General features: G+C 64.3%; 18 protein-coding genes and 1 tRNA gene. 3 read left to right on the forward strand and 16 right to left on the reverse strand.

Going from position 1 to position 22916, the window contains the following annotated elements; genetic code table 11:
* Window positions 1–327: 327 nt before the first annotated feature.
* The 7 genes from DQG17_RS05410 to DQG17_RS05440 all read right to left on the reverse strand — a co-directional run bounded on the left by DQG17_RS05410 (window position 328) and on the right by DQG17_RS05440 (window position 9670).
* Complete coding sequence (locus DQG17_RS05410) at window positions 328–2100, reverse strand: ABC transporter ATP-binding protein (RefSeq protein WP_116131713.1); 1773 nt, start codon at window positions 2098–2100, stop codon at window positions 328–330.
* On the reverse strand, window positions 2093–3172 hold the full coding sequence (locus DQG17_RS05415) for an ATP-binding protein (protein WP_116131714.1): 1080 nt from the start codon (window positions 3170–3172) through the stop codon (window positions 2093–2095). Before DQG17_RS05415 ends, DQG17_RS05410 begins: the two co-directional genes overlap by 8 nt.
* Window positions 3162–3860 (reverse strand): response regulator, encoded by a 699-nt coding sequence (locus DQG17_RS05420; RefSeq protein WP_116131715.1) that lies wholly within the window; start codon window positions 3858–3860, stop codon window positions 3162–3164. Before DQG17_RS05420 ends, DQG17_RS05415 begins: the two co-directional genes overlap by 11 nt.
* The gene (locus tag DQG17_RS05425; protein WP_116131716.1) at window positions 3857–6967 is read right to left on the reverse strand and encodes a multidrug efflux RND transporter permease subunit; all 3111 of its coding nucleotides are present in this window, start codon (window positions 6965–6967) and stop codon (window positions 3857–3859) included. Before DQG17_RS05425 ends, DQG17_RS05420 begins: the two co-directional genes overlap by 4 nt.
* 12 nt (window positions 6968–6979) lie before the next feature.
* Window positions 6980–8140: an efflux RND transporter periplasmic adaptor subunit gene (locus DQG17_RS05430; protein WP_116131717.1), complete on the reverse strand. Its 1161-nt coding sequence runs from the start codon at window positions 8138–8140 to the stop codon at window positions 6980–6982.
* 412 nt (window positions 8141–8552) lie between these two features.
* Window positions 8553–9170, reverse strand: a complete 618-nt coding sequence (locus DQG17_RS05435) for a ferric reductase-like transmembrane domain-containing protein (RefSeq protein WP_369907989.1) — start codon at window positions 9168–9170, stop codon at window positions 8553–8555.
* An 11-nt stretch (window positions 9171–9181) separates the two neighbouring features.
* Window positions 9182–9670, reverse strand: coding sequence for a twin-arginine translocation pathway signal (locus DQG17_RS05440; protein WP_116131718.1), 489 nt, complete (start codon window positions 9668–9670; stop codon window positions 9182–9184).
* A 263-nt stretch (window positions 9671–9933) separates the two neighbouring features.
* Between DQG17_RS05440 and DQG17_RS05445 the strand changes: the two genes are divergently transcribed.
* Window positions 9934–10440 (forward strand): ClbS/DfsB family four-helix bundle protein, encoded by a 507-nt coding sequence (locus DQG17_RS05445; protein WP_116131719.1) that lies wholly within the window; start codon window positions 9934–9936, stop codon window positions 10438–10440.
* Between the two features lie 50 nt (window positions 10441–10490).
* Here the strand turns inward: DQG17_RS05445 and DQG17_RS05450 are convergent, their stop codons facing one another.
* Window positions 10491–11132 (reverse strand): hypothetical protein, encoded by a 642-nt coding sequence (locus tag DQG17_RS05450; RefSeq protein WP_198666030.1) that lies wholly within the window; start codon window positions 11130–11132, stop codon window positions 10491–10493.
* A 130-nt stretch (window positions 11133–11262) separates the two neighbouring features.
* Entirely contained in the window at window positions 11263–11955 is a 693-nt protein-coding gene (locus DQG17_RS05455) for a helix-turn-helix domain-containing protein (RefSeq protein WP_116131720.1), read from the reverse strand.
* Between the two features lie 306 nt (window positions 11956–12261).
* Between DQG17_RS05455 and DQG17_RS05460 the strand changes: the two genes are divergently transcribed.
* Window positions 12262–13557: an FAD-binding oxidoreductase gene (locus tag DQG17_RS05460; RefSeq protein ID WP_232829332.1), complete on the forward strand. Its 1296-nt coding sequence runs from the start codon at window positions 12262–12264 to the stop codon at window positions 13555–13557.
* A 184-nt stretch (window positions 13558–13741) separates the two neighbouring features.
* Here DQG17_RS05460 and DQG17_RS05465 read toward each other — a convergent pair whose 3' ends face one another.
* The 3 genes from DQG17_RS05465 to DQG17_RS05475 all read right to left on the reverse strand — a co-directional run bounded on the left by DQG17_RS05465 (window position 13742) and on the right by DQG17_RS05475 (window position 17462).
* Window positions 13742–14740, reverse strand: a complete 999-nt coding sequence (locus tag DQG17_RS05465; protein WP_116131722.1) for a HupE/UreJ family protein — start codon at window positions 14738–14740, stop codon at window positions 13742–13744.
* Window positions 14737–15444 carry a peptidyl-prolyl cis-trans isomerase gene (locus DQG17_RS05470; protein WP_198666031.1) on the reverse strand — a complete coding sequence of 236 codons (708 nt, stop codon included), beginning with the start codon at window positions 15442–15444 and terminating at the stop codon, window positions 14737–14739. The genes DQG17_RS05465 and DQG17_RS05470 overlap by 4 nt, the downstream gene beginning before the upstream one ends.
* Window positions 15445–15641: 197 nt before the next feature.
* Complete coding sequence (locus DQG17_RS05475; protein ID WP_232829333.1) at window positions 15642–17462, reverse strand: DUF3604 domain-containing protein; 1821 nt, start codon at window positions 17460–17462, stop codon at window positions 15642–15644.
* A 354-nt stretch (window positions 17463–17816) separates the two neighbouring features.
* Here DQG17_RS05475 and DQG17_RS05480 point away from each other — a divergent pair, with 354 nt between their 5' ends.
* Window positions 17817–18086, forward strand: coding sequence for a hypothetical protein (locus tag DQG17_RS05480; protein ID WP_116131725.1), 270 nt, complete (start codon window positions 17817–17819; stop codon window positions 18084–18086).
* A gap of 62 nt (window positions 18087–18148) precedes the next feature.
* Here the strand turns inward: DQG17_RS05480 and DQG17_RS05485 are convergent, their stop codons facing one another.
* From DQG17_RS05485 to DQG17_RS05500, 4 genes are all read right to left on the reverse strand, one after another.
* Window positions 18149–19369 carry an SGNH/GDSL hydrolase family protein gene (locus tag DQG17_RS05485; RefSeq protein WP_116131726.1) on the reverse strand — a complete coding sequence of 407 codons (1221 nt, stop codon included), beginning with the start codon at window positions 19367–19369 and terminating at the stop codon, window positions 18149–18151.
* A gap of 107 nt (window positions 19370–19476) precedes the next feature.
* Window positions 19477–19566 (reverse strand) — tRNA-Ser (locus DQG17_RS05490).
* A gap of 118 nt (window positions 19567–19684) precedes the next feature.
* Complete coding sequence (locus DQG17_RS05495; protein ID WP_116131727.1) at window positions 19685–20404, reverse strand: alanyl-tRNA editing protein; 720 nt, start codon at window positions 20402–20404, stop codon at window positions 19685–19687.
* Entirely contained in the window at window positions 20401–22914 is a 2514-nt protein-coding gene (locus DQG17_RS05500) for a DUF3772 domain-containing protein (protein WP_198666032.1), read from the reverse strand. Before DQG17_RS05500 ends, DQG17_RS05495 begins: the two co-directional genes overlap by 4 nt.
* Between the last annotated feature and the right edge of the window lie 2 nt (window positions 22915–22916).

The raw sequence follows: 22916 nt of genomic DNA on the forward strand, positions 1-22916 counted from the left end.
CGCGTCGATCGGCACCACCGCGTCGCCGTCGGCCCGTTGCGGATATTCAGAAGGATGGCCATCGCTGCGCCGCGGCTTCCCCGAAGCGGGCTTTCGTCGAACTCACAGTATCGGCCGGCAGGTCGAGCCCCGCTGTGCGGGCCTTTCCGCCGCTTGGCGCCAAAGGGGGCGCGGCGCTGATATTTGCCGGCAAAACCGCTTTTCCCGCGACCCGCTCGATCTTCTGGCTCCGGCGGCGCTCCTGCCGGGGCGGCTTGCGGTGCCGGTTTTCATCCAGTTGGGTGAGAAACGCCGGGCCGCGGTGTTGCAGCACTGTCCCTAGGGGTGTCACATGCCGGCCAGAAGCCCGGCATAGACGCCGCCTTGTGCCGCCAGTGCCGCATGAGTTCCGGTTTCGACCACCCGTCCCTCTTGCAGTACCACTATCCGGTCAGCCTCGCGTATGGTCGAAAGCCGGTGCGCAATGGTGATGGTCGTGCGCCCCTTCGCCAGCGCATCGAGGGCCTCCGACATCGCGCGTTCGGTCCTTGTGTCGAGCGCGCTTGTCGCCTCGTCCAGAAGCAGGATCGGCGGGTCGCGCAGGATGGTGCGGGCCAGCGCCAGACGCTGTTTCTCGCCACCCGAGAACCGGAAACCGCCCTCGCCGACAAGCGTCGCATACCCCTCGGGCAAGGCCGCGATATGGTCATGGATCTGCGCCACCCGCGCCGCCGCGATCAACTCGGCCTCGGTCGCCTCCGGTCGGGCGAAGCGCAGGTTTTCGGCCACCGAGGCATGCAGCAGATAGGGCTCCTGCGAGACCACCCCCAGCATTTGCGACAGCGTTTCGAAGCTGAGGTCGCGCACATCCACCCCGTCGAAGCGGATCGCGCCACTCTCGACATCGTAAAGCCGCGCCAGCAGGTAGCCGAGCGTGGTCTTGCCCGAGCCGGTCGGACCAACGATGGCGACATGGCTGCCCGCCGGGATGATCAGGCTCACATCATTCAGCGCCGGGCCGCGTCCCTCGGCATAGGCAAAACGGACATGGTCGAGCTGCACCTCGCCGCGCATCGCGGAGCGGGGGATGGTCACCGGATCGGCGCGTTCGGTGATCTCGACCGGCTTGTCGAGATACTCGAAAACGCGGGCAAAGAGCGCGCGGGTCTTGCGCGCGTCGCGACTGACCTCGAGCAGTTGCTCGAAAGGCCACAGAAGCTGTTCCTGCAGCGCGATCATCGCAACCAGCGTGCCGATGCTGGCCGGATTGCCGCCTTCCATCAACAGGCCGCCCGCCAGCAGTGTCAGCGCAGGCAGCGTCGCCAGCGCAAAGCCGATCAGCGACCACTGCCATTCGCCTGCCGTATGCGAGCGGACCTCCAGCTGCGCCAGATCGCGCGAAATGCGGGCAAAGCGCTGCGTCAGCCAGGGGCCGCGCCCCATGGTGCGGGAAAGGATGATGCCGGAAGCCGACAGCGTCTCTTCCACTGCGGCCGACATGTCCGCGGCGCGGGCCTGTTGTTTATAGGTCAGCGCCTCGCGCAGACGGGCAACCTTGGCGCTGATCAGAACGGTCAGCGGGACGATGAAGAGAACAAACAGCGCCAGCCGCCAGTCCAGGATGAAAATCGCCACCGCCGTCATCGCCACCGCGCTGAGCGAGCGGCCAAGCTCGTTCGCGGTCTCGGTCATCAGCGATTGCAGCCCGGCAATGTCGCCCGCGATCCGGGATTGCACCTCGCCGGTGCGGGTGCCGGTGAAGAACCGCAACGACAGCGTCTGCAGATGCGCGTAGAGCCGGACCCGCAGGTCATGCAGGATCGCCTGTCCGATGCGCGCACTCAGAACGATCTGAAGCGCGCCGATCCCGGCCGAGGCCATCGCCGCCGCGATCATGCCGCCCGCGAGCCAGACCAGGAGCGAAAGATCCTGTTGCGGCAGGGCGATGTCGATGATCGCACGCAGCAGGAACGGCCCGGCAAGCCCGATGGCCGAGGCAAGGATCATCAGGGCCACCACCGCCGCGATCCGCGGCCGGTACGGGGCAAAGAGCTGCAGGACACGCCGCATCGACACATGCCGGGCGGCCAGCTCGCCGTAGGCGTCGGGATCGTCAGTCATCTGTCTGTCCGCCTTGTTTGGCTTTTTTCGGCAGCCGGATCTCCACAGCCAGACCCGTGGGGTCGTGCGGCAGGATCCGTGCCTCGCCGCCATGGGCGCGAGCGATGGCGCGCACGATGGACAGGCCCAGGCCCGAGCCGCCATTGCTGCGCCCGCGCGAGGCGTCCGCCCGCCAGAACCGGTCGAAGGCGCGGGCCCGATCCGCCGCAGAGAGGCCGGGACCGGTGTCGGAACAGCGGACGATCACCTGTTCTCCCTGTGTCATGGTCTCGACGTGAACGTGGCTTTGCGGCGAGTAGCGGCGGCAGTTCTCCAGCACCGCGACGAAGGCCTGGCGCAGCCGCGTCCGGTCCGCCACGACCCACGCCGGGGCCAGTTCGCGGGTCACGGCGATGCCCGCTGCGGTCAGTTCCGCCTCCAGCCCGTTCAGGGCCGCTCCAACCTCCTCCGCCAGATCGAAGCTTTCATAGGTAAGCTCCAGCCGGCCGGCGTTGCCGAGCGCGAGCGTGCGCAACTCCTCGACGATGGCCGAGAGGTGGTCGACATGCGCGATCAGCCGCGCATAAAGCTCCGGCGTCGGATCGAAGACGCCATCCGACATGCCCTGAAGGCGGCCGCGCAGGATGGTCAGCGGCGTACGCAATTCATGCGCGATGGCCGAGTTGGAATAGGCAAGCTCTGCCTCGGCACGTTCCAGGCGCTCGGCCATAACGTTGAAATCCGCGAGCAGATCCGCCGCTTCGCGGAAACTGCCGGCCGGCAGGTCGGCGCGGGCGGAAAAGTCGCCGGTCGCGATCCGCCGCGCGGCGGCCGCCACCGATTTCAGCGGCTCGACGATCCGCCGGGCCAGGCGCCATCCGATCCCCGAGGCGGTCAGCAACCCGAAGCCCAGAAGCAGCAGAACCATGACGGTGTCGCCTGTCCGCCAGCCTGCATCCTCGTCGAGATCGGGATAGAGCCAGTCGTAGATGAACAGGAAATACGCCATCAGCCCCAGAGAGACGACGAGCGCCGCGATCAGCGTCAGCGCGACCATCGTCTTTGTGATCCGTGCGTTCAGATTACCGGACATGGGACGCGTCCAGACGGTAGCCGACCCCGCGCACGCCCTCGAGCATGCCCTCCGCGCCCGCCGCCGCGAGCTTGCGGCGCAGATTGCTGACATGGCTGTCGACGGTGCGGTCGAGCGCGGATCCCTCCGGCAGACAGGCATCCACCAAGTCGGCCCGGCTGAAGGCCCGCCCCTGAGAGCGCGCCATATGGGCGAGGATGCGGAATTCCGTGGGTGTCAGGTCGAGTGAGACAGGCCCGGCGTCGCCCTCGAGCGTGGCGCGGTAGGCGTCGGGATCGACCGTCAAGGGACCCACGCGCAACAGCGTGTCCGGAACCCGCCCCATGGTGCGGCGTAGAACAGCGCGGGCGCGGGCCACCACCTCGTGCGGGTTGAAGGGCTTGACGACATAGTCGTCGGCCCCGATCCGTAGCGCCTGCAGCTTGTCGAGATCCTCGGCCAGGGCCGTCACCATGATGACCGGCGTGTCGCCGCGCCGGCGGATCGCGGCCAGCACCTCATAGCCGTCCTGCCCGGGCAGCTTTATGTCCAGGACCACCAGGTCGGGCCGCAGGCGCTGGTGATGCGCGAGGCCCGTGGTGCCGTCGCGCGCACAGATCACGCGAAAGCCCTCGCGGGCGAAGTAGCTTTCAAGGATCTCGGCGATCTCGGGCTCGTCTTCGATGACCAGGATCAGGGCATCAGTCATGCGGTTACCTCTCGCAACTCGGGTAGCGTCGCCCCGCAGTTCAGGCGGCTGACGGCGACGTAGAGCAGCGGCACGAAGAAGACGCCCAGCACCGTGGCCGATACCATGCCGCCGAAGACGCCGGTGCCGATGGCATTCTGGATTTCCGCCGCCGCGCCCTTGGCGGTCACAAGCGGCACTACACCGAGGATGAAGGCCATCGAGGTCATCACGATCGGCCGCAACCGCATGCGCGCGGCCAGCAGAATCGCGCGATGGAGCCCCATTCCGCCCTCGCGCAGGTGACGCGCGTATTCGACCATGAGGATCGCGTTCTTGGCCGAAAGCCCGATGATGGTGACAAGCCCGACCTTGAAGAACACGTCGTTGTCTGTGCCCCGCAGCAGCACGGCGATTACGGCCCCAAGGAGACCCATGGGCACCACCAGCATCACCGCGACGGGCACCGACCAGCTTTCGTAAAGTGCTGCCAGCACGAGGAACACGATGAGCATCGAGGCCGCCATCAGCATCGGCGCCTGGTTGGCCGATTGCTTTTCCTGCAGCGACTGCCCGGTCCACTCCACGGCGAATCCCTGCGGCAGCGCCTTGGCCAGATGCTCCATCTCGGCCATGGCCGCACCGCTCGACACGCCGCTCGCCGCCTCGCCCGAGATGGGCGCGGCCGGGTAGCCGTTGTAGCGGTTGAGCTGCGAGGGCCTGGGTTCCCAGACCGGGGTGACGACCTCCGACAGCGGCACCATGCCGCCGTCGGCATTGCGCACCTCGAGCCGCAGCACGTCCTCGGCATGCATCCGCGCCGCGGCCTCGGCCTGCACGATCACCTGTTGCATCCGCCCCCGATAGGGGAAATCGTTCACGTAGGTTGACCCCACCGCGGTCCCGATCGTGTCGCTGATCGCGTCGAATCCCAGCCCGAGCACCTGTGCCTTCTCGCGGTCGATCTTGAGCGCGATGCTCATGCCGTCGGGCAGCCCCTCACTCATCACGCCTGACAGAAGCGGGCTGGCCTCGGCCGCGGCGACCAACTGGTCCTCCGCCGCTTTCAGCGCGGCTGGGCCTGCATTGGCTCTGTCTTCCAGCCGCAGCGAAAAGCCCGATGTCGTGCCCAGCGACTCGATCGCCGGCGGTTTCATGATCATGGCCGTCCCTTCGGGTATATCCGCCATTGCGGCCTCGGCAGCGGCGATCTCCTCGTCCACGCTGGTCGTGCGCTTATCCCAGTCCCTCATGCTGGTGAAGGCCTGCGCGGCATTCGGCCCCGAACCCGAGAACCCGAAACCGAGGATCACCGTGTTCTCGAGGATGTCGGGACGGGTTGCGGTATGCGCCTCGTAGGCGGCGATCACGTCGCGGGTGCGCTCGGCCGTGGCGCCCGCGGGCAGTTCGAACATCGCCATGAAGTTACCCTGGTCCTCCTCGGGGACGAAGGAGGTCGGGATCCGCGTATAGGCGACGCCCATGACCGCGATGAGCGCGAGGTAGAGCAGGAACATGCGCCCGCCTTTGCGCAGACCCCAGCCCACCCAGCCGGTGTAGGCCTGTGTCAGCGCATCGAATCCGCGGTTGAACCCGCCGAAGACGCCGCCCTTCTTGCCATGGCCTGTCACGGGACGCAGCAGCGTGGCGCAGAGCGCGGGCGTCAATGTCAGGGCGAGAACGGAGGAAAGCAGGATCGACACCGCCATCGACAGCGTGAACTGGCGATAGATCGCACCGACCGATCCGCTGGCCAGCCCCATCGGGAGAAAGACGGCGGTCAGAACCAGAGTTGTGCCGACGATGGCGCCCGTGATCTCGCGCATCGCCTGTTGCGTCGCTTCCTTCGGCGGCAAACCCTGCCGCGACATGATCCTTTCGACGGCTTCGACCACGACGATAGCGTCGTCGACGATGATGCCGATGGCCAGAACCATGCCGAACATCGTCAGAACGTTGATCGAGAATCCCGCCAGCCACATCACCGCGAAGGTGCCCAGAAGAGCGATCGGCGCGACGATGGCCGGGATCAGCGTGAAGCGAACGTTCTGCAGAAACAGGAGCATCACCGCGAAGACCAGTACCATTGCCTCGATCAGGGTATGGATCACCTTGGAGATCGACACCTTCACGAAGGGCGCAGTGTTGTAGGAGATCGAGACCTCCATGTCCTCGGGCATCGCGAGCCGCAACTCCTCCAGCCGCTTCTCGATGGCGGCAGAGGTTCGGACGGCGTTGCCACCAGGCGTCATCTGGACCGCGGCGGCGGCCGCCGCCTTTCCATTGCTGCTGACGCTGAACGCCGTGGTTTGCGCGCCAAGCTCCAGCCGCGCGACATCGCCCAGCACGAGACGTGCGCCATCGGTCTTGGCGCGCAGGGGGATCGCGGCGAAGGCCTCGGGCGAGGTCAGCTGTCCCTCGATGGTAAGCGGGGTCGAGATCCGTGTGCCCGGAACGGTCGGGTCATCACCCACCCGGCCGGGCGCGGCCTGCGCATTCTCGCGCGCGATTGCCTCGGTGACATCGCTCATGGTCAATCCGTAGGCCGAGAGCTTCGCCGGATCGACCCAGACCCGCAGCGCTCGATCCGATCCGAACTGCTGCACGCGACCGACACCGGGCACGCGTTTGAGTTCTTCGCCGAGGTTGCGGTTCAGGTACTCGCCAAGGCTCAGTTCATCGGTCGCGCCGGATCGCGACTTGAGCGTGATGACCATCAGAAAGCCCGATTCCGCCGCCTCGACCCCCAGGCCCGCGCGGCGCACAGGGTCGGGCAGCAGGGCCTCGGCATTCTTCAGCCTGTTCTGCACCTCGACCTGCGCCATCTCTGCATTGGTCCCCGGCTTGAACGTGACCGAAATGTTCGCGCCGCCCGTCGCGTCCACGCTGGACTCGTAGTAAAGCACGTTCTTGACGCTGGAGAGTTCCTTCTCGATCGGGCTGATCACGCTGTTGCTGACGGTCTGCGCGTCGGCCCCGGCGTAGGTCGTGAAGATGCTGACGCTGGGCGGCGCGATGTCGGGAAACCTTGCGACCGGCAGTTGCGGGATCGCGACGATCCCGGCAAGCGCGATAAAGATCGCGATGACCCAGGCAAAGACCGGGCGCAGAATGAAGAACTGGGCCATTTTGTACGCTTTTCAGGATTGTGTGTCAGATTGAGGGGTGTCGGCGGGGCCGGCGTCGACCGGCATCGTCACGCCTTCGGGCACGCGGTTCTGCCCACGCACCGCCACGATCTCCCCTGGCTTCAGTCCGGAGGCGACGATGACGCGATTGCCGACGCGTTCGCCCAGCAGCACATCGCGGCGTGCGGCCTCGCCCTCGGGCGAGACGACGACAAGCTGTGCGCCGCCGTCGCTGGTGCGCAGGACGGCGTCCTCCGGCACCAGAAGGGCATTCGCGACGACGCCGTGCGGAAGCCTTGCGCGCACGAACATGCCCGGCAGCAAGGCAAGGTTCGGATTCACGGCCTCAATGCGGACGCCAACATACCCCGTTCCCTGGTCGACGATGACGTCAGAGGATTTCAGCGTGCCCGTCAGCGGCGCTGCCCTGTCCCGGTCCGTGAGAACCCTGACCGGCCCCAGCCCCTCTTCCGCAGCCATCATGACCGCGTCCAGTTCATCGGCCGGCAGGCGCAGGTCGATATTCACCGTCTCAAGATCATGCAAGACCGCGAGGGGCTTGTCGCCTCCGACCGTGACCAGCCCGCCGATCTCGGCGAGCCCCGCCGCGACGTAGCCATCGATCGGCGCGCGCAGCGTCGCAAAGTCGAGGTCGAGGCGCTTGCGCTCCACCGCGGCGCGCGCTTCCGCAACGCCGGCTTTCGCCATTTGCAGGTCGTTGTGGGCGGTGTCGTTGCTCTGCTGGCTGACGGCGTTCCGCGTCAGCAGGGAATCCGAACGTTCGACGGCGCTCCGGGCATTGGCCACGGCGGTTTCGGCCCGCGCCAGCGCAGCCTCCGCCACGTCAAGGTCGGCTTGCAGCGGCGCCGGGTCGATGCGGAACAGCACGTCCCCCGCCGAGACCCGGGCGCCTTCCTCAACGTGCCGCTCCAGGATCAGCCCACCGACTTGCGGACGAATCTCGACGCGTCGACGGGCCGAGACCCGGCCTGCATATTCGGACTCGAGCACGACCCGCTCGGCCTCGACTGTCTCGACGGTCAGCCGGATCGCAGGTTCGACCGCGTGCTCTTCCGCAGAAGCCACATAGAGGCGGTTCTCGAGCTGGAAGACGGCCAGCGCCCCTGCGATCAGGCCGATGCAGGAGAGGATCAGGATCTTGTGGCGTGTCATGGTGCGTCCTGTTGTTTTCACACCGCCGACAAATGGGATCGACCGGTGGACGAACCGCCGAGGTTTCGTGGAGATAGTGTGGATGTCGGCCCCTACGGCGGAGGCAGCTTCCCAACAGGCGACCGCAAGGTTTTCTGGCAGTTGGCCGGCCAATATGAGCCGTTCGCCACAGGTGCGTCTTGCAGCCCTTGCAAACGAGGCCCGACGCGCTGCAGTCAGTTTGGGTTCGGAGTCGTCATGCAGCGGCGCAGAGTGCGGAAGCTTGCGGCGAAACTGACCTCTTGGTGCTCACGGCCCAGAGCCGACAACGAAGGATCATTCCGTCGCTGTTGCGCAGTGTCGCCGGAGCGGCGGTTCGGGTCTGTACCGGCAAGCCCAAGTTGTCGAAGCGCCCGCCGGCCGCGCCAATCGGCTATTTCGTCAACTGTTTCCGCCACCCTCTTCGCGTTCCAATCCAGGGTTTGAGCCGTCCCACCGTCAGTACCAGTGACCCAACCGCCACCGCGCACATCAAGGTCTTCGACACGGTTCCCATAGTACCTTCGATTAAGATCGCGTGTGCCACACTTGCCAACACCACGACCGAGGCCGCCACGGTGTGTGCAAGCCGCCAGACCTGCGGGCGAAGCGGTAGCCTTTTCCGGATGCCCGCAAGGACCGCCGCGGCGACAAGGGCCCACATCGCCACGACACCAAGGACGGAGAACGCAGTCGGCGCCGTGAAGGTCAAAGCATCGAGCATGTCGGGCGGGCTCGCGATCCAAAGACCGGCGACATGCAGGGCAATGGCAAGCATCAGCGCAACGCCGGTCCAGCGATGAAGCCGTCGCCCGGCACGCAGAGCAACCCCGGGTAGCAGCCCGGCGGCGAGTAAAGGCTGCACCAGCAGGAGCGACAGCGCGACCACGCCTGCGAAGCCTGCCGTCACGTAGACGGGAGTTCGATACTGCAGGTACTCGCTCCCCGCGGCAACAAACAGGGCTGTGGCGATGACGGCCGTGATCGCGCCCCAGACGAGGATTGAGCGCAAGACGGCCAAGATCACGCAGGTTGTAGAACGAAATGTGCGGACAGGCTGGTGTCACGGGCACTGGCCATGACCGGGCGCAGAAAGACCGTCTCGAAGTCGCCGCTGTCATAGGCAAGGTGCCCATGCGGTTGTCCGAAGATCGGTACAATCTGCGGCATCTCGAGTTGGAACATGCCATCCGCGTTTGTCAGGGTCGCGCCGTGGCTTCGAGACTCGCTCTCGCGCCCCTCAGTGGTGTGCGCCCAGATCTGGATGCGAATACCCTTCAAGGGTGCGCCGTCCCCCGCGCGACGAACCGTGCCGGACATCATGAATCCACCGCCACCGATCCGGTCCACGACGGGAGCCCCCGGGCGGTAGTTGTTCGCCCCGCCGCGCATGGATTTTGTCGGAGCGAAGCCCTGCGCACGGGCAGGCGATATCAGGTATGGCCCAGTGGACAAGAGCGCCGCAGCCCCTGCTGCCAAGAACGTTCGGCGGGCAACTGGAACCTTTGACATTGGTGTCACTCCCTTCGACAGAGTACATCGTCGCGCACGAGTTTAACGTGAATCCGGGTCGAGATGGGGATTTCAGCTACCGCCGCACGGTCTTGTGACCAACCCTGAATTCATAAGGCACGACGCACGCGGCCGTAAGGAATGGCGGAACGTTCCAGGCGCCGTCTTGTCATATCCGCCGCAGGGGTCTGGCTTTCGCACCCGGACATTGGCCACACCGCGCACAGGGCCTATCTTCGGGTCAAAATGCAAAAGGAAACACGATGAGCGTGCCAGCCTCGAAAGCGGAACTTCTGGATGCGATCTCAAAGACATTCGGCAAACTGATGCCTGACCTCGCGCGGGTGCCGCCGGAGCATGCCCGCACGGCCTCTCTGGAAGGCCATGCCGCCGGGACACTGATGAGCCCCGCCGATCTGGTGGCCTATCTTCTTGGCTGGAACGAATTGGTTCTGAAGTGGCTGGATCGGGATGACCGCGGCGAGGTCGTGGAGTTTCCCGAAACCGGATTCAAGTGGAATCAGCTCGGTCTTTTGGCCCAAAAGTTCTATTCGGACTATCAGCATCTTGAGTGGAAACACTTGCTGACCCGCCTTGCTGCGGCAAATGCGCGGCTTGTTGAAACCATTTCGTCCCGACCTGACGATGAACTCTATGGCCGCCCTTGGCATGGCAAATGGACGAAGGGCCGAATGATTCAGTTCAACACCTCGTCGCCCTACGCGAATGCACGCGCACGTATCAGGAAATGGCTGAAGGCGTACGGTTAATCTCGTTCCCCGGTCAGAGTCCTCAAAGCTCTTCCGGGGCCGACAAGAGTTCACTGGGTGGGGATGCTGCGCTGTTCGGGACGGGCAGCGACCGGCACCATGAGGTGAACATAGGGCGTGCCTGTCCACATCACGTAGGGACCGTCCGTCTGTATCACCGTCGGCAGGCCGGCAAAGTCAGCAGGGTCAGGCGTTATGACCATCATGTGCGGCCCCTCGACGATCCAATCGTTGTCGGCTGTCGGTTGTCCGGCCGCCGGGTCAATGTTGCTGGCACCGCCATCGGGCTCGTCGCCTGACAGCATGTAGGCAATGGCCATGCGCTCTGCGGTAAAGGGTGTCCCGCCCATCCACGCGGCCATCCAGCGCCGCCATTCGCTATCCATGCACATCGGTCCGGCAAGCCCATCTGGTGCCGGAAAACATGTATAATCGCTCGTGCCTTCACGCAGGATATTGCCCGCCAGATCGGACACCCGCGCCGTATCGAGAATGCTGGCCGGGGCCGCGCGCAGGGCATCGGCAATCATTGCGTCGGCATCGGGCGTCGATTGCGCGATGGCCGGGCTCACCAGTGCTGTGCAGACTGCGGCCAAGCAGGCCGCGCTGCACGGGCCGCTCATCATTGTGCGGCCAAACCTCGATTGTTCGGGGTCTTTGAATTTTTGAACGGACAGGATGTGGGTGCGCATGTCGCATCTCCTCTCAAGAGATCATTCGTCTGGCCGAATTGGTGTGACGAAACTCGCTTTAGGGTGAGCCGACAGTCCTGGTCCCGATAGTCCGGAAACTGGACTACCCGACAGCAGGGGCGGTTTCGCGTCAGTGCACCAGCTTTGCCTGCACCGAGAACGGGCTAAGGCCCAACCAAGTCTGCATCGTACGCGCGATCAATGGGTCACCGTCGAGCCGGATCTTGTCGCGGACATCCTTTACTTGCGTCAGTCCCATCCAGATGGCGGTCATGGTGCGCAGGTCTGTCGTCACCCACAAGTCGACCTCGTAGCCCGGATCGGCCGAGCATAGGTCGACCTCAGCCGTGGGATCGACGACCAGCCACCAGCTGCGCTTGGCCACCGCCAGTTCCGGATAGTCGAATTTGACCACCGTCCGATGATCGGGCATGGGCGATGGATCGAGATTGCGGCGCATATCCCACATCAGCAGCGACGGATCGAGGTTCTTCAGCGTCGCTTGTGTCTCGATCCACTTCTGCCCCCAAAGGCCGAAGGCCTTGACGACGGACTCCAGGTCCCGGCCTGCTTCAGTCAGTCGGTACTCCTGCACGCCTGGCTCATCGGCCACGGGTGTGCGGGTGACGATCCCGGCGGCTTCAAGCTCTTTCAGACGTTGCGAAAGAAGGGTTGGTGACATGCGAGGAACGCCACGCCTGAGGTCATTGAACCGAGTCGAACCGGCGATCATTTCCCGCACCAGAACCATGGTCCACCGTGTGCAAAGGGTCTCGGCCGCCATCGCGACCGGACAGAATTGTCCGTAACTGCCAAGTGTCATGGCACAAATCCCTTCCGGAGAAAGCCAGCATTCGCCTTGTCCAAGCCTAGCACACCGCGCCCCGATCCGGCAGAAAAAGGGCCGGTCCAGTTCCAGGACTAGTCCGGCATCGCGCAACCGTTCAGGCTCATGACGAACCAGGACCCTTAGGGAGCGATCGCCATGACGCAGATTCTTAAGAAACTGAACGGTGGGACCGTCGAGATCACGACCGCGATACTCACCGACCTCAAGGCCTCGCTCCGTGGCAGGCTGATCGACAAGGAGGATGCCGGCTACGACGACGCCCGCGCGCTCTGGAACGGGATGATCGACCGTCGCCCCGGCTTGATCGTTCGCGCGAAAGACGTGAACGACATCCGGCTTTCCGTGAACTTCGCCCGCGAATACGACCTCTTGATTGCGGTCAAAGGCGGCGGCCACCAGATTGCGGGCCATGCGGTGGCCGACGGCGCGCTGCTTCTTGATCTGTCGCAGATGAAGGCCATTCACGTCGATGCCGACAAGGCGACGGCCACGGTCGAGCCGGGCTGTCTGCTTTCCGATGTGGATCAGGAAACCCAGCTTTACGGCCTTGCCGTCCCTCTGGGTATCAACTCGACAACCGGGATCGCAGGCCTGACCCTCGGGGGTGGCTTTGGATGGATTACCGCCAAACATGGCCTGACCATCGACAACCTTCGCTCCGCTCAGGTCGTTTGCGCCGATGGGCAGGTGCGTGTGGCGAGTGCCACCGAGAATTCCGATCTGTTCTGGGCCATTCGCGGCGGCGGCGGCAATTTCGGCGTCATCGCGTCGTTCGAGTTTGCCCTGCATCCGATCGGTCCCGAAGTCCTGTCGGGTCTGATCGTGCATCCCCTGGCCGACGCGCGGGGCCTGTTGCAAGGCTACCGTAAGATCTGTGCCCGCGCTCCGGACGAGTTGACCATCTGGACGGTCATGCGGCAGGCACCGCCATTGCCTTTCATCCCTGAGGTCTGGCACGGCAAGGAAGTTCTGATCTTTGCCGTCTGCTATGCCGGGGACATGAAGGAAGGTGAGAAGGCGCTGAAAGAGCTGCGTGATCTCGGCACGCCGATTGCCGACGTCATCGGACCGCACCCCTATGCGGGCTGGCAGCAGGCCTTCGATCCGCTGCTGACACCGGGTGCGCGCAACTACTGGAAGAGCCACGACTTCCTGGATCTGCCCGACAAAGCCATCGACATCCTGTTGCAGGCCTTGGGCGCCCTTCCCGATCCGCAATGCGAAGTCTTCATCGCCCGTGTTGGCGGCGCAATGGCGCGCGTGGCCGAAGGAGCGACAGCGTTCCCGCAGCGCAAGGCGCACTTCGTCATGAACGTGCATACCCGGTGGAGCGACGCTGCGAAGGACGCAGATTGCCTGACCTGGGCGCGCGATCTCTTTGCACAGACGACTCCGTTCTCAGAAGGCAGCGCGTATGTGAACTTCATGCCGCAGGACGAGGCGGGGCGCGTTGGAACTGCCTACGGCGCCAACATGGAACGGCTACGCAAGACCAAGGCGAAGTACGACCCCTGCAACATGTTCCGGCTGAACCACAACATCGTTCCGGTAATGGCAGCGCAGGCGGCGAAATAGCGTCTTTAGAGGGGATGGGCCTGACGCCCAACCCTCTCCACTTCAAGCCGTTGAGTTTCATTTGCTATCTTGTGCACCCGCCGGCGACTGAGTGCGGCTCAATACAGCACTGGAAAGCGGACCCGCATGGGCGAACAGCCGGAGTGGGCCGGGTCGCGGACAGCGCGCAGCATTTCGATGGTCTTCAGAAGGCCGCGATGCGCTCGATCACCCAGAAGGCGGCGACGCTGCCGATTGCATAGCTTGCCGGTCGCGTCAGCTTCGGCGCGATCCGTCCGATCTGTGGGTAAATTTGTCGGGCGGCCCATGCCGTGAGAAGGACCAGCGCGATGAACAGGATCTGGCCGATTTCCACGCCGAGGTTGAACGCGAACAGGGCCAGCGGAATGTCTCCTTGCGGCAGGCCGATCTCGCGCAGCGCGCCGGCGAAGCCCAGGCCGTGGATCAGGCCGAAGGCGAAGGACACAAGCCAGGGGAAGCGCTCGGTCAGGGGATCGCGGCGCGCGGGCGGCAGCGTCAGCTCGTAGGCGAGAAAGACGATCGACAACGCGATCGACGCCTCGACCGGCGGCGGCGGAACGTTGACCCAGCCGAACGAGGCAGCGGCCAGGGTGATGCTGTGGGCCACGGTGAAGGCCGTGACGGCCCAGAACAGCCGACGCCGGTCGCGGATCAGCAGGATCAGCGCGAAGACGAACAGCAGGTGATCCACGCCTTCGAGGATATGCGTCACGCCGAGCGCGACGTAGCTGGTGAGCACCTCGATTGTCCCCGCGTTGGCGGGCACGGTGAACGCCGTCTCGGCCGGGGTCAGACGGTGGACCTGCGTTTTGCCTGGCTCCAGTTCGTAGCGGACCAGGGTGTCGGTGCTGGTGGCCTCCAGCCCGTCGACAGCAATGATCCCGCCGGCAAGGCCGCCCGGGCAGTTGGCGATCCAACCGGTCGTCCAGGCGCGCCCGTCGAAGGCCAACGGAGGCGGGGCGTCCTGCGTGCACGCCTGCGGCAACCGCGCCGCGAGCGACATGGGACCGTTGCCTAGATCGGGCACGCGCCAGGTGACGCGCCAGCGATCCTGACCCAGAGCTTCGAGGTTGAGGTAGCCGGGATCGAGCGCGTGCGCGGATGCGGCCGTGGGCGACCACGCGTTGAAGATGAGGAACAAGGCCAGGACGAGGCGGATCATTTCCCCAGAACCTCGTCCACGGTCGGCAAAGTGACCGTATGGCGGCCGAGCAATTCCTTTCCGAACGCCTCCCGCATCTGCCTCGCCTGGTCGGACCTCCACTCGCCTTCGACGCGATCGCGAATCTTCGGAAGCGGCGGGAGCATGGCGGCGGTGCGTCCGGTCACACGCACCATATGCTGGCCATAGCCACTCCTGACCGGCCCCTGCCAGATATCCTCAGGCAGATCCGTGATCGCCGCAGCAAAGTCCGTTCCGAACATCCGGCCAATGACCGGAAGCGGGGTCAGCGGCAGGGACAGCGGCAGCAAGCCGGCCTCGCCCAGTTGCGCCGGATCGGTGCCGCCATCGAGCGCGACCCTGATCGCGACGGGGTCTTCGGTCGGCGACAGCAGGACCTGCGAGAATGCGACCTCTGCCGGCTGTTCGAACTTGCCGGGGTTCGCGTCGACATAGGCCTGCAACTCGGCGTCATCGGGCTGTTCAGCCGAGGCGCCGGATTCGGCCAGATACTGCATCTTCAAGACCAGCCGCTGCCGGATGACCGGATCGCCGCGGTCCAGGCCCAGGGCCAGCGCCTCGCGGGTCAGGGCCTCTTCCAGGGCCCATCGTTGCATCAGATCTTCCAGTTCTCTCTCGCTGGGAGGACGGCTCCATGTCGCCGTGAACTGGGCGACCAAACGCACTGCCTCGTCCGGGCGCATCGCAATCGCATCGGCGGGCGGCGCGGCGGGTTCTGGCGCGATCAGTCGGTAAGCCAAAAAAATGCAGGCCCCGAGGACGAAAAAGTGGACCAGCGGCGATCTGAGCAATGTTTTTATGGGCATCAAATCCCTGGTTCCTAGCCACTACGCAGCCCGAGAAGGCAGGGCGCCGCTCGACCGCTCCTCCTGAAAGGGACCTACATCGCCGGCGTGTACCAGATCGGCGAGGTGTAGGCGCGCTCCTGAATAAACGCCGGCACGTCGTCAGGGAGGTCGACACCAAAGATCTTGGCATCATAGGTGGTCCAGCGCGGTGTCGGGATTTCCAGCACACGCACGTAGTAGAAGGCGCGCTGTGACGGGTCGAACTCCGGGTCTGTCCAGAAGGCTTGCAGGAAGGGTGCTCCGATGGAGTTGTCATAGCTGGCGTTCTCGACGTCGACCGTGTTGCCCACCGCGGGCAGCTTGCCGTCGGCGCCAATCTCGCGATCCCCCGACCAGGCGATGTCGTAGACACGCTCCTGCGGGTCGCCGTCCGCGGTCGTCCAGCCCTTGACGACCTGAATCCGGTCGAGGTTGGCCCCGTCGGGGTCACGGAGCGCCCGAACCAGCATCGTCGGGGCTCCGCCGTCGGGCGCCGCGCTCAGGTCACCGCCCATCGGGACCCCGACATCATAGCCGTGCCTCGCAAAGTCCGACCTGTCGACATCGTCCTCGGTGAAGTCGAAGCCGCCAAAGACCCGAACCCGCATCCGAGTGCCGGTGGTTGCAAAGACCTCCCTCCGCTTCAGCGAATCCCAAAGAGCTTCGCGTGTGTTCTCTCGCGCCCAGATCGCCGCCAGACCCGAGGCGCCATTCTGCCGTGCGTAAATCTGGTGGCCTTCAGGCGCCGGGCGTCCGGCGATCACCTCGTTGAACCGGATCGGGTCAGCCGACGGTTCAAGGATCACAACCTTGCCGAAGTAGTTGTCCTCCTCCGAGGTCGAAAGCGAGGTGTGCGCGTCGGTCGACCCGACGACGCCGAACTTGAACGGGTTGGCGCCGAGCGCCGCCTCATAGGCCAGCCCGCGCTTGAACGCCTCGCGCGCGTACTCGCGCGGGATCATCTCCGGCGTCTTCGGCTCGGGGCCGAAACTCGCGAGGTCCCATGTCTCGAAGTCGGCGAACTCGTCTTCGGGTGACAGATTCGGGTGAGCCTCACCGTCGCCCTTCTGCTGCGTGATCTCGTAGACAGGCTCCCATTGCTGACGACGCGCCGCATACTCCTCGGTCAGCGGATCGCCCGAGAACGTCACGTCGTCGAACATGAGGCCGTTGGAGAGGTTCCCGTTGTGCGGGATGGCGAGGACCTGGCCGCCCGTGGTCTCCTCGTACATCTGCATCCAGTTCCAAAGGTCCTCCGGGTCGAAGCTGTCGTACTGCGAGAACGGGACGATCTGGTCAGCCTTGTCCTTTCCGTCGCGGAAGATGACGTTGCGATGCAGGTTGTTGCCATTGGGCATCGAGGTCCACTCGTAGCCGATCATCGCCGTGAACAGACCCGGGTCATTGTACCTTTCGGCGGCAGCCGTGATCTTGTTCCACATCTCGGCCTTCAGATCGGTCATCTCGGCGAGAGGGTCGTCCTGCGTCGCGTTCTTGGCCATCCAGTTTTCGTAGGCCTCCAAAGAACCTTCGAGCCCGGACTTGACGAGGTCGTGCTCCATCTTGCCCCACTCGTTGGCGAGCAGCGCGGGGTTTGACTCTGCAATTGCGGGCGCCAGACCGAGGTTCTCGGAATGGTCGGCGACCACGAGGAAATCCAGAGGCCGCCGCAGGCGCGCCTCCAGACCCGTACTGGAGATCACCGTCTCGCCACGAGCGAAGCGATAGGCGTCCTCCGGTCCCAGCGTGTTGCCGATCATGCCGGCGTCAGTCGAATAGGAGGTGTGCAGGTGCGTGTCGCCGAAATAGACGTTGTTGGGGAACGTCTCCTCCGGGTAGGGCGCGTACTGGATCTTGCGATCCAGAGGCGGCATCGAATGCACATCCTGTGATAACGCTGCGCTGGCTTGGAGTGACACCATCACCGCGATGCATGATACAACCGAGTTCCTGCGTGATCCTGGACCCATCCTGTCCTCCCGGGGTCTATCCTGCGGCTAATATTTCCGTTGAGGTTTCGCTTTCCCGTTTGTCCAACTCGCGACCATGGGGCGAACCCGTCGCGCCCAGATTATCTCATATGACATCTATTCGGTCGACAAGAACTTACAGACCGCAAGCCCTCATCAGGCGCCGGAACGCCGCCGGCCGCGCGGCGGCCTTGAGGGGCTGCGGAACACAGCGATCTCCCCCGGCCACGGCGCAGCGTGCGCCGCAATGAGCGGCCGATGCGCGCCCCGTCGATCACGGCACAGGTCATTGCCCATTTGGCGCGCGAGGGTCACGCCGTTGCCGAGGCCGACGTGATTTCCGCGCTGCAGACGTTCGAGGACGTTTGGGGTCAGCTGTTCCCTGCGGAGCAGACCCGGATCGTGCAGTTGCAGGCGTACGCGGATTCTCAAGCGCTTGGTTTACAGGCGCGAGGTGCCCGCCGTGACCCGGTTGAAACTGACCGATGTCGCGGCCTTGTGCGAACATCCCTGAAAAGCTTTCCCTAAGTGCCAATGGCAACTGACCCCGGTTTGCGCTCACCGTCGCAGCCGGGGTTTCTCTTACCTGTCTATTCTTCAACGAATCGTAGCAAAACTTCGATGCAAAGTGTTCCAGCGTTTGCGGCCTTCTTGGCACGCTCAATTAGATAGTAGTCGAATGCCATCATAGGTGTCGTTGTTTCCCCGCGTGCTGCCAACATCTCCGCCGCCTGAACCACCCGTAGTAATTCCGAAATGTCTAGCAAGTGCGCAAAACTGCCGGTTTCAGCCACAAAACTCTTGATGAACTCAAGGCCGTATTTCTGTGGGTCTTCAATGAGGTACAAGTCCGGAACCAGCACGATTGCGTGAGCAGGTTTGTCGCGGCTGATGGAAATAACTTTCCCATCGCGGTCAGTTATTTCTACGCCTTCCTTTAGCTTCCTGATTCCGCCTCGAAGCTGTTTGAACGCCTTATCAATATGCGATGAAACATCCCGTTGAAGTTTTGCCCGCGAAGGGAGCGGTTCGCGGGCAAGTATGGAAAGCGTCTTGGATTCAATCAGTGTAGCACCGAAGTCGTAGCTCAACAAAATGTCGGTGAGTTCACGCGTCTCGTTCTCTTTGTAGGGGCGCTGCGGACTATGATAGGCACCCGAAGGGTGAAGACTATCTGTGAGCCAGATGCCGATTTGCTCTTGCTGGTTGCCTTCGTCTTGATCGAACACGTCTATAAGACTTGAACTGGCCGCAGCCGTTATGAAGTGGTTGCGGAGGGGCTTCCAATCGCTTCTGCCACCGATTTCGAGTATCATCCAATCAACGCTTGCGCCGTCACTGCTGCCCAGCTTGTCCAAGAGTTTCGTTGCTTTGCCCTTGATCGCTCTGTGATCGACAACGCCTAGCGATGCACCTTCAACAAGGTTGGTTAGCCTCGCCGAAGTTTCTAGTGGGGGACAATCGTTCCACGCTACGTTGACGGCAATCTCATTGAATAAGAACGCGACTAACGGTTGCGCTTGGGCCAAGCCGCGAATGGCATCCAGTTCTTCTTGGCGCTCAGCGACCGACCAAAGTATGCCGCCGTCGTTGTCATCATCAAACACGCGCAGCGCATACAGAAGTCGTCCTTCGCAAGGTGCAAACGCAAGTTGCATTCGTGCCCCGAGGACGATGTATTTAATAAGTAGGGTGCTACCCTTGATGAGTACAGTCGGTTCCTGGCCATCGCGCCCTGCGGAATAGTCGAACCGGATGAGTTGTGGGACCGCCAAAAACTCGTCGCGGTTATGAGCAGAAAGCATGTGCATCGTGCCGTCCTAGCGTAGATAGAGCCGAAAATCACTGGCTGAAAAGAATAGTAGAACGTTAGTAGGATTGGCTACCTGCCGGATTTCTCAATGAAATCAAGGGAATGTGGCGGAGAGACAGGGATTCGAACCCTGGAGACGGTCTCCCGCCTACACACTTTCCAGGCGTGCGCCATCGACCACTCGGCCACCTCTCCGGTGCGGCGGGGTTTAGCCGCAATCCGGGAGGATATGCAAGGGGCTAACCGCGCGGTTCGGTGGTGCAACGCCGCCCGTGATACGCGGGCGACGGGGGCGGTGACGTCGCGGCGGAGCTCAGTCGAGCAGCAGCATGTTCACGCGCCGGTTTCGGGCGCCCTTCTTCTCGATCTTGCCGAGCCGGATGCGGCCGATTTCGGCGGTGCGGGCGACGTGGGTGCCGCCGCAGGGCTGCAGGTCGATCTGCGCCTCGCCCTCGCCGATCCGGACCAGCCGCACCCTGCCCTGCCCTTTGGGCGGCGCGACCGACATGGTCTTGACGAGGCCCGGATTGGCGGCAAGGTCGGCATCGGTGATCCAGTCCTCGGTCACCGGCAGATCGCGGTCGATCAGGTCCTGCAACGCGCGTTCCAGCGCCTCCTTGTCGTCGGGCGCCTCGGGCATGTCGAAATCGAGCCGCCCCTTGTCGGTCGCGATGGCGCCGCCGCTGACCGGCAGCGGGATCACCACCGACAACAGATGCAGCCCGGTGTGCACGCGCATGTGGCGATGGCGGCGATCCCAGTCGAGCCGCTGGCGCAGCGTCGTGCCCACAGGTGGCAGCGCAGTGCCCGGCTCGGGCAGAAGAACGATCGCCTCACCCTCGCCTTTCACCGCCTCGGCGATCGCAAGGCTGCCCCCGTCCCAGTCGAGCCAGCCGGCGTCGCCCGGCTGGCCGCCGCCGCGCGGATAGAAGATCGTGGCGTCGAGAACGATGCCGCCCTCGGCGGTCACGGCCTCGACGCGGCCCTCGGCCTCGGCGGCATAGGCGTCGTTGCGGAACAGCGGTTCGGTCATGTTTCATCCTCCGGCGAAAGATTTGCCACGGCATCGCCCGATGCGGGCAGCTCGGGCATGGAATCGGGCGCGACCGGCGCGGTTGCCGTGATGCCGGCCGGGGCGGCGACGCCGGGGCGCGGCCGCAGTGCTTCGGCGTTGCGCACCCAGATGTCGCGCTGCGGGAACGGGATCTCGATCCCGGCTTCGGCAAAGCGCTCGGCGATGCGATGGTTCAGTTCGGTCCGCGTGCCGAGGCCGAAGTTGATGTCGCGCAGGATCACCCGCATCTCGAAATCGAGCGAATTGTCCCCGAAGCCCTGGAAGACGATCAGGGGCGGCGGGTTGACGATGACCAGCGGATGGGCCTCGGCGATCTCTTGCAGGATCTCGGCCACCTTTCGGGTGTCCGAACCATAGGCCACGCCGACGGTCAGGATCAGCCGGCCGGTGAGGTTGCCGCGGGTCCAGTTGGTGACCTGGGAGGTGATGAAATCCGAGTTCGGGACGATGACGTCGGTCCGGTCGAAGGTCTCGACGGTGGTTGCGCGAACCGAGATCTTGCGCACCGTCCCCATGACGCCGCCGACCTCGACCCAGTCGCCTTCGCTGACCGGCCGCTCCATCAGCAGGATCAGCCCCGAGACGAAGTTCGATACGATGTTCTGCAGCCCGAAGCCGACACCGACCGACAGGGCGCCCGCGACGAAGGCGAGGCTCGACAGGTTCAGCCCCGCGACCGAAACCGCCACCAGCCCCGCAATCGAGATCCCGAGATAGCCGACGCCCGAGTTGACCGCGCTTTGCGCCCCGGGGTCGAGCCGCGTGCGCGGAAGGATCGAGGTTCGCATCACGCCCTGAAGCAGCTTGGTTACGGAATAGCCGATCAGGAAGATCACAAGCAGCGAGAAGGCCGCCGAAAGCGATACCTTTGTGCCGCCGAGTTCCACCCCGTCCTGAAGTTTCAGCCAGATCTCGGCCAGATCCGCCTGGCGCACGCCCCAGATCACCGCCAGAAGCGGCACCGCGGACAACACGATCAGCACGTTGAACAGCACCGGCCACAGGCTGTCGCCGTCCCGGGACGATGGCAGGAACAGGTTGAACAGCCGGGTCGACAGGCGTTGAAGGAAGTTGATCAGCGCCAGCAGTGCCAGCGACAGCGCGGGGGACAGCGTCAGATAGATCCCGGCCTGCGAATAGCCGAGCATCGCCACGACCGGGCCGGCGATGGCAAAGATCCTGCCCGCCCGGCCAATCAAATGATAAACGCCGTCGATGAAGCTGCGCTCGGCACTGACCGGCACGGTCTCGTCCCTGCCCGTCGGGCGAGCGCCCTCCTCTGTTGCACCGGAGGGAACCAGACTCTTGTCGGCATGCGAGATCAGAAGCCCGGACAACCCCCAAAGACAGATCGCCGACAGCAGGACCAGCGGAATGCGCAGGATCACCTCCGTGGCGTGTTCGAGAATGAACAGTTTGCTCAGGTTCTGGACTACCAGGAACAGCGCGAACAGGATCCCCAGCGCCATGAAGTAGAACCGGCCACGCCGCCTTTCCTTGAAGGTCAGATCGAACATGCTGGGCCAGTTGGAATCGTAGGGGAAAGTCTGGCCGCCAAGCCAGCGCGCCAGAAAGACCGACAGGCCCATGCTCGGGATAAGCTGCACCAGCTCCACCCCGCGTGCGCCGAACATCGAGGTTGCCAGCAGCGCTGCGGTCAACAGGAACACCCCGATGAAGGGCACCACGACCTGACCGAGCGACATCAGCATCGCGCCGACGATACCGCGTTCGCTGCCGCGGCCGCGGTTGATCATCCACTGCGCTGCGCGCTCGAACCACAACCGGCCCCGCCACAGGAACAGGACCGCAAGAAACACCAGCACGCCGATTACCGGCAGGTTCTGCCGCAGCAGGACCCTCTCGCTGCGCAGATTCATGGCCGAGGTCGTCTCGTTCACCAGGACCCGCGCCAGTCCGGCCAGGTCTCCGATCCCCTTGCGCAGGTTCATCGGGTTCAGCGGCGAGGGCCCGCGTTGCAAAAGCTGGCTTCTCTGGCGTTCGCGCAGCAGCGTGTCGAGATCGGAGATCATCCCGTTCGCCCGCGCCAGCGCCTCGTTTGCGATGCGCACCGGGGCGATCAGGTCCTGATACTGTTTCTGCAGTTCCGCGCGCCGCGCGGCCAGTTCCTCGTCTTCGGTCTCGCCATCGGTCGGCGGCGGGCCAAGCGCCGCGATCTGACCCTCAAGCGTCGCGATGCGCGAGGCATTCTGCTGCTCGGCTTTCTGCAACTTCGCCCGCCAGACAACCAGATCGGCGCGAAGTTGCTCGAAGGCGGCGTCCGATGCCTTGGCATCGCTCAGGGATTGCTCGGCCCGGATGGCCGTCTTTTCCCAGGCGTCGAAGTCGGCCGGCTCGTCCTGGCCTGTGGTCAGTTCGTCGGCGGCGTGGACCGGCAGGCAAAAGCCCGACGTCGTGACCGCAACGGCAATCAGCAGGATGCGTAGCCAGACCGCGATCCGCGCCATTG

The sequence above is a fragment of the Tropicimonas sp. IMCC34043 genome (assembly GCF_003390845.1).
GTDB lineage: Bacteria > Pseudomonadota > Alphaproteobacteria > Rhodobacterales > Rhodobacteraceae > Tropicimonas.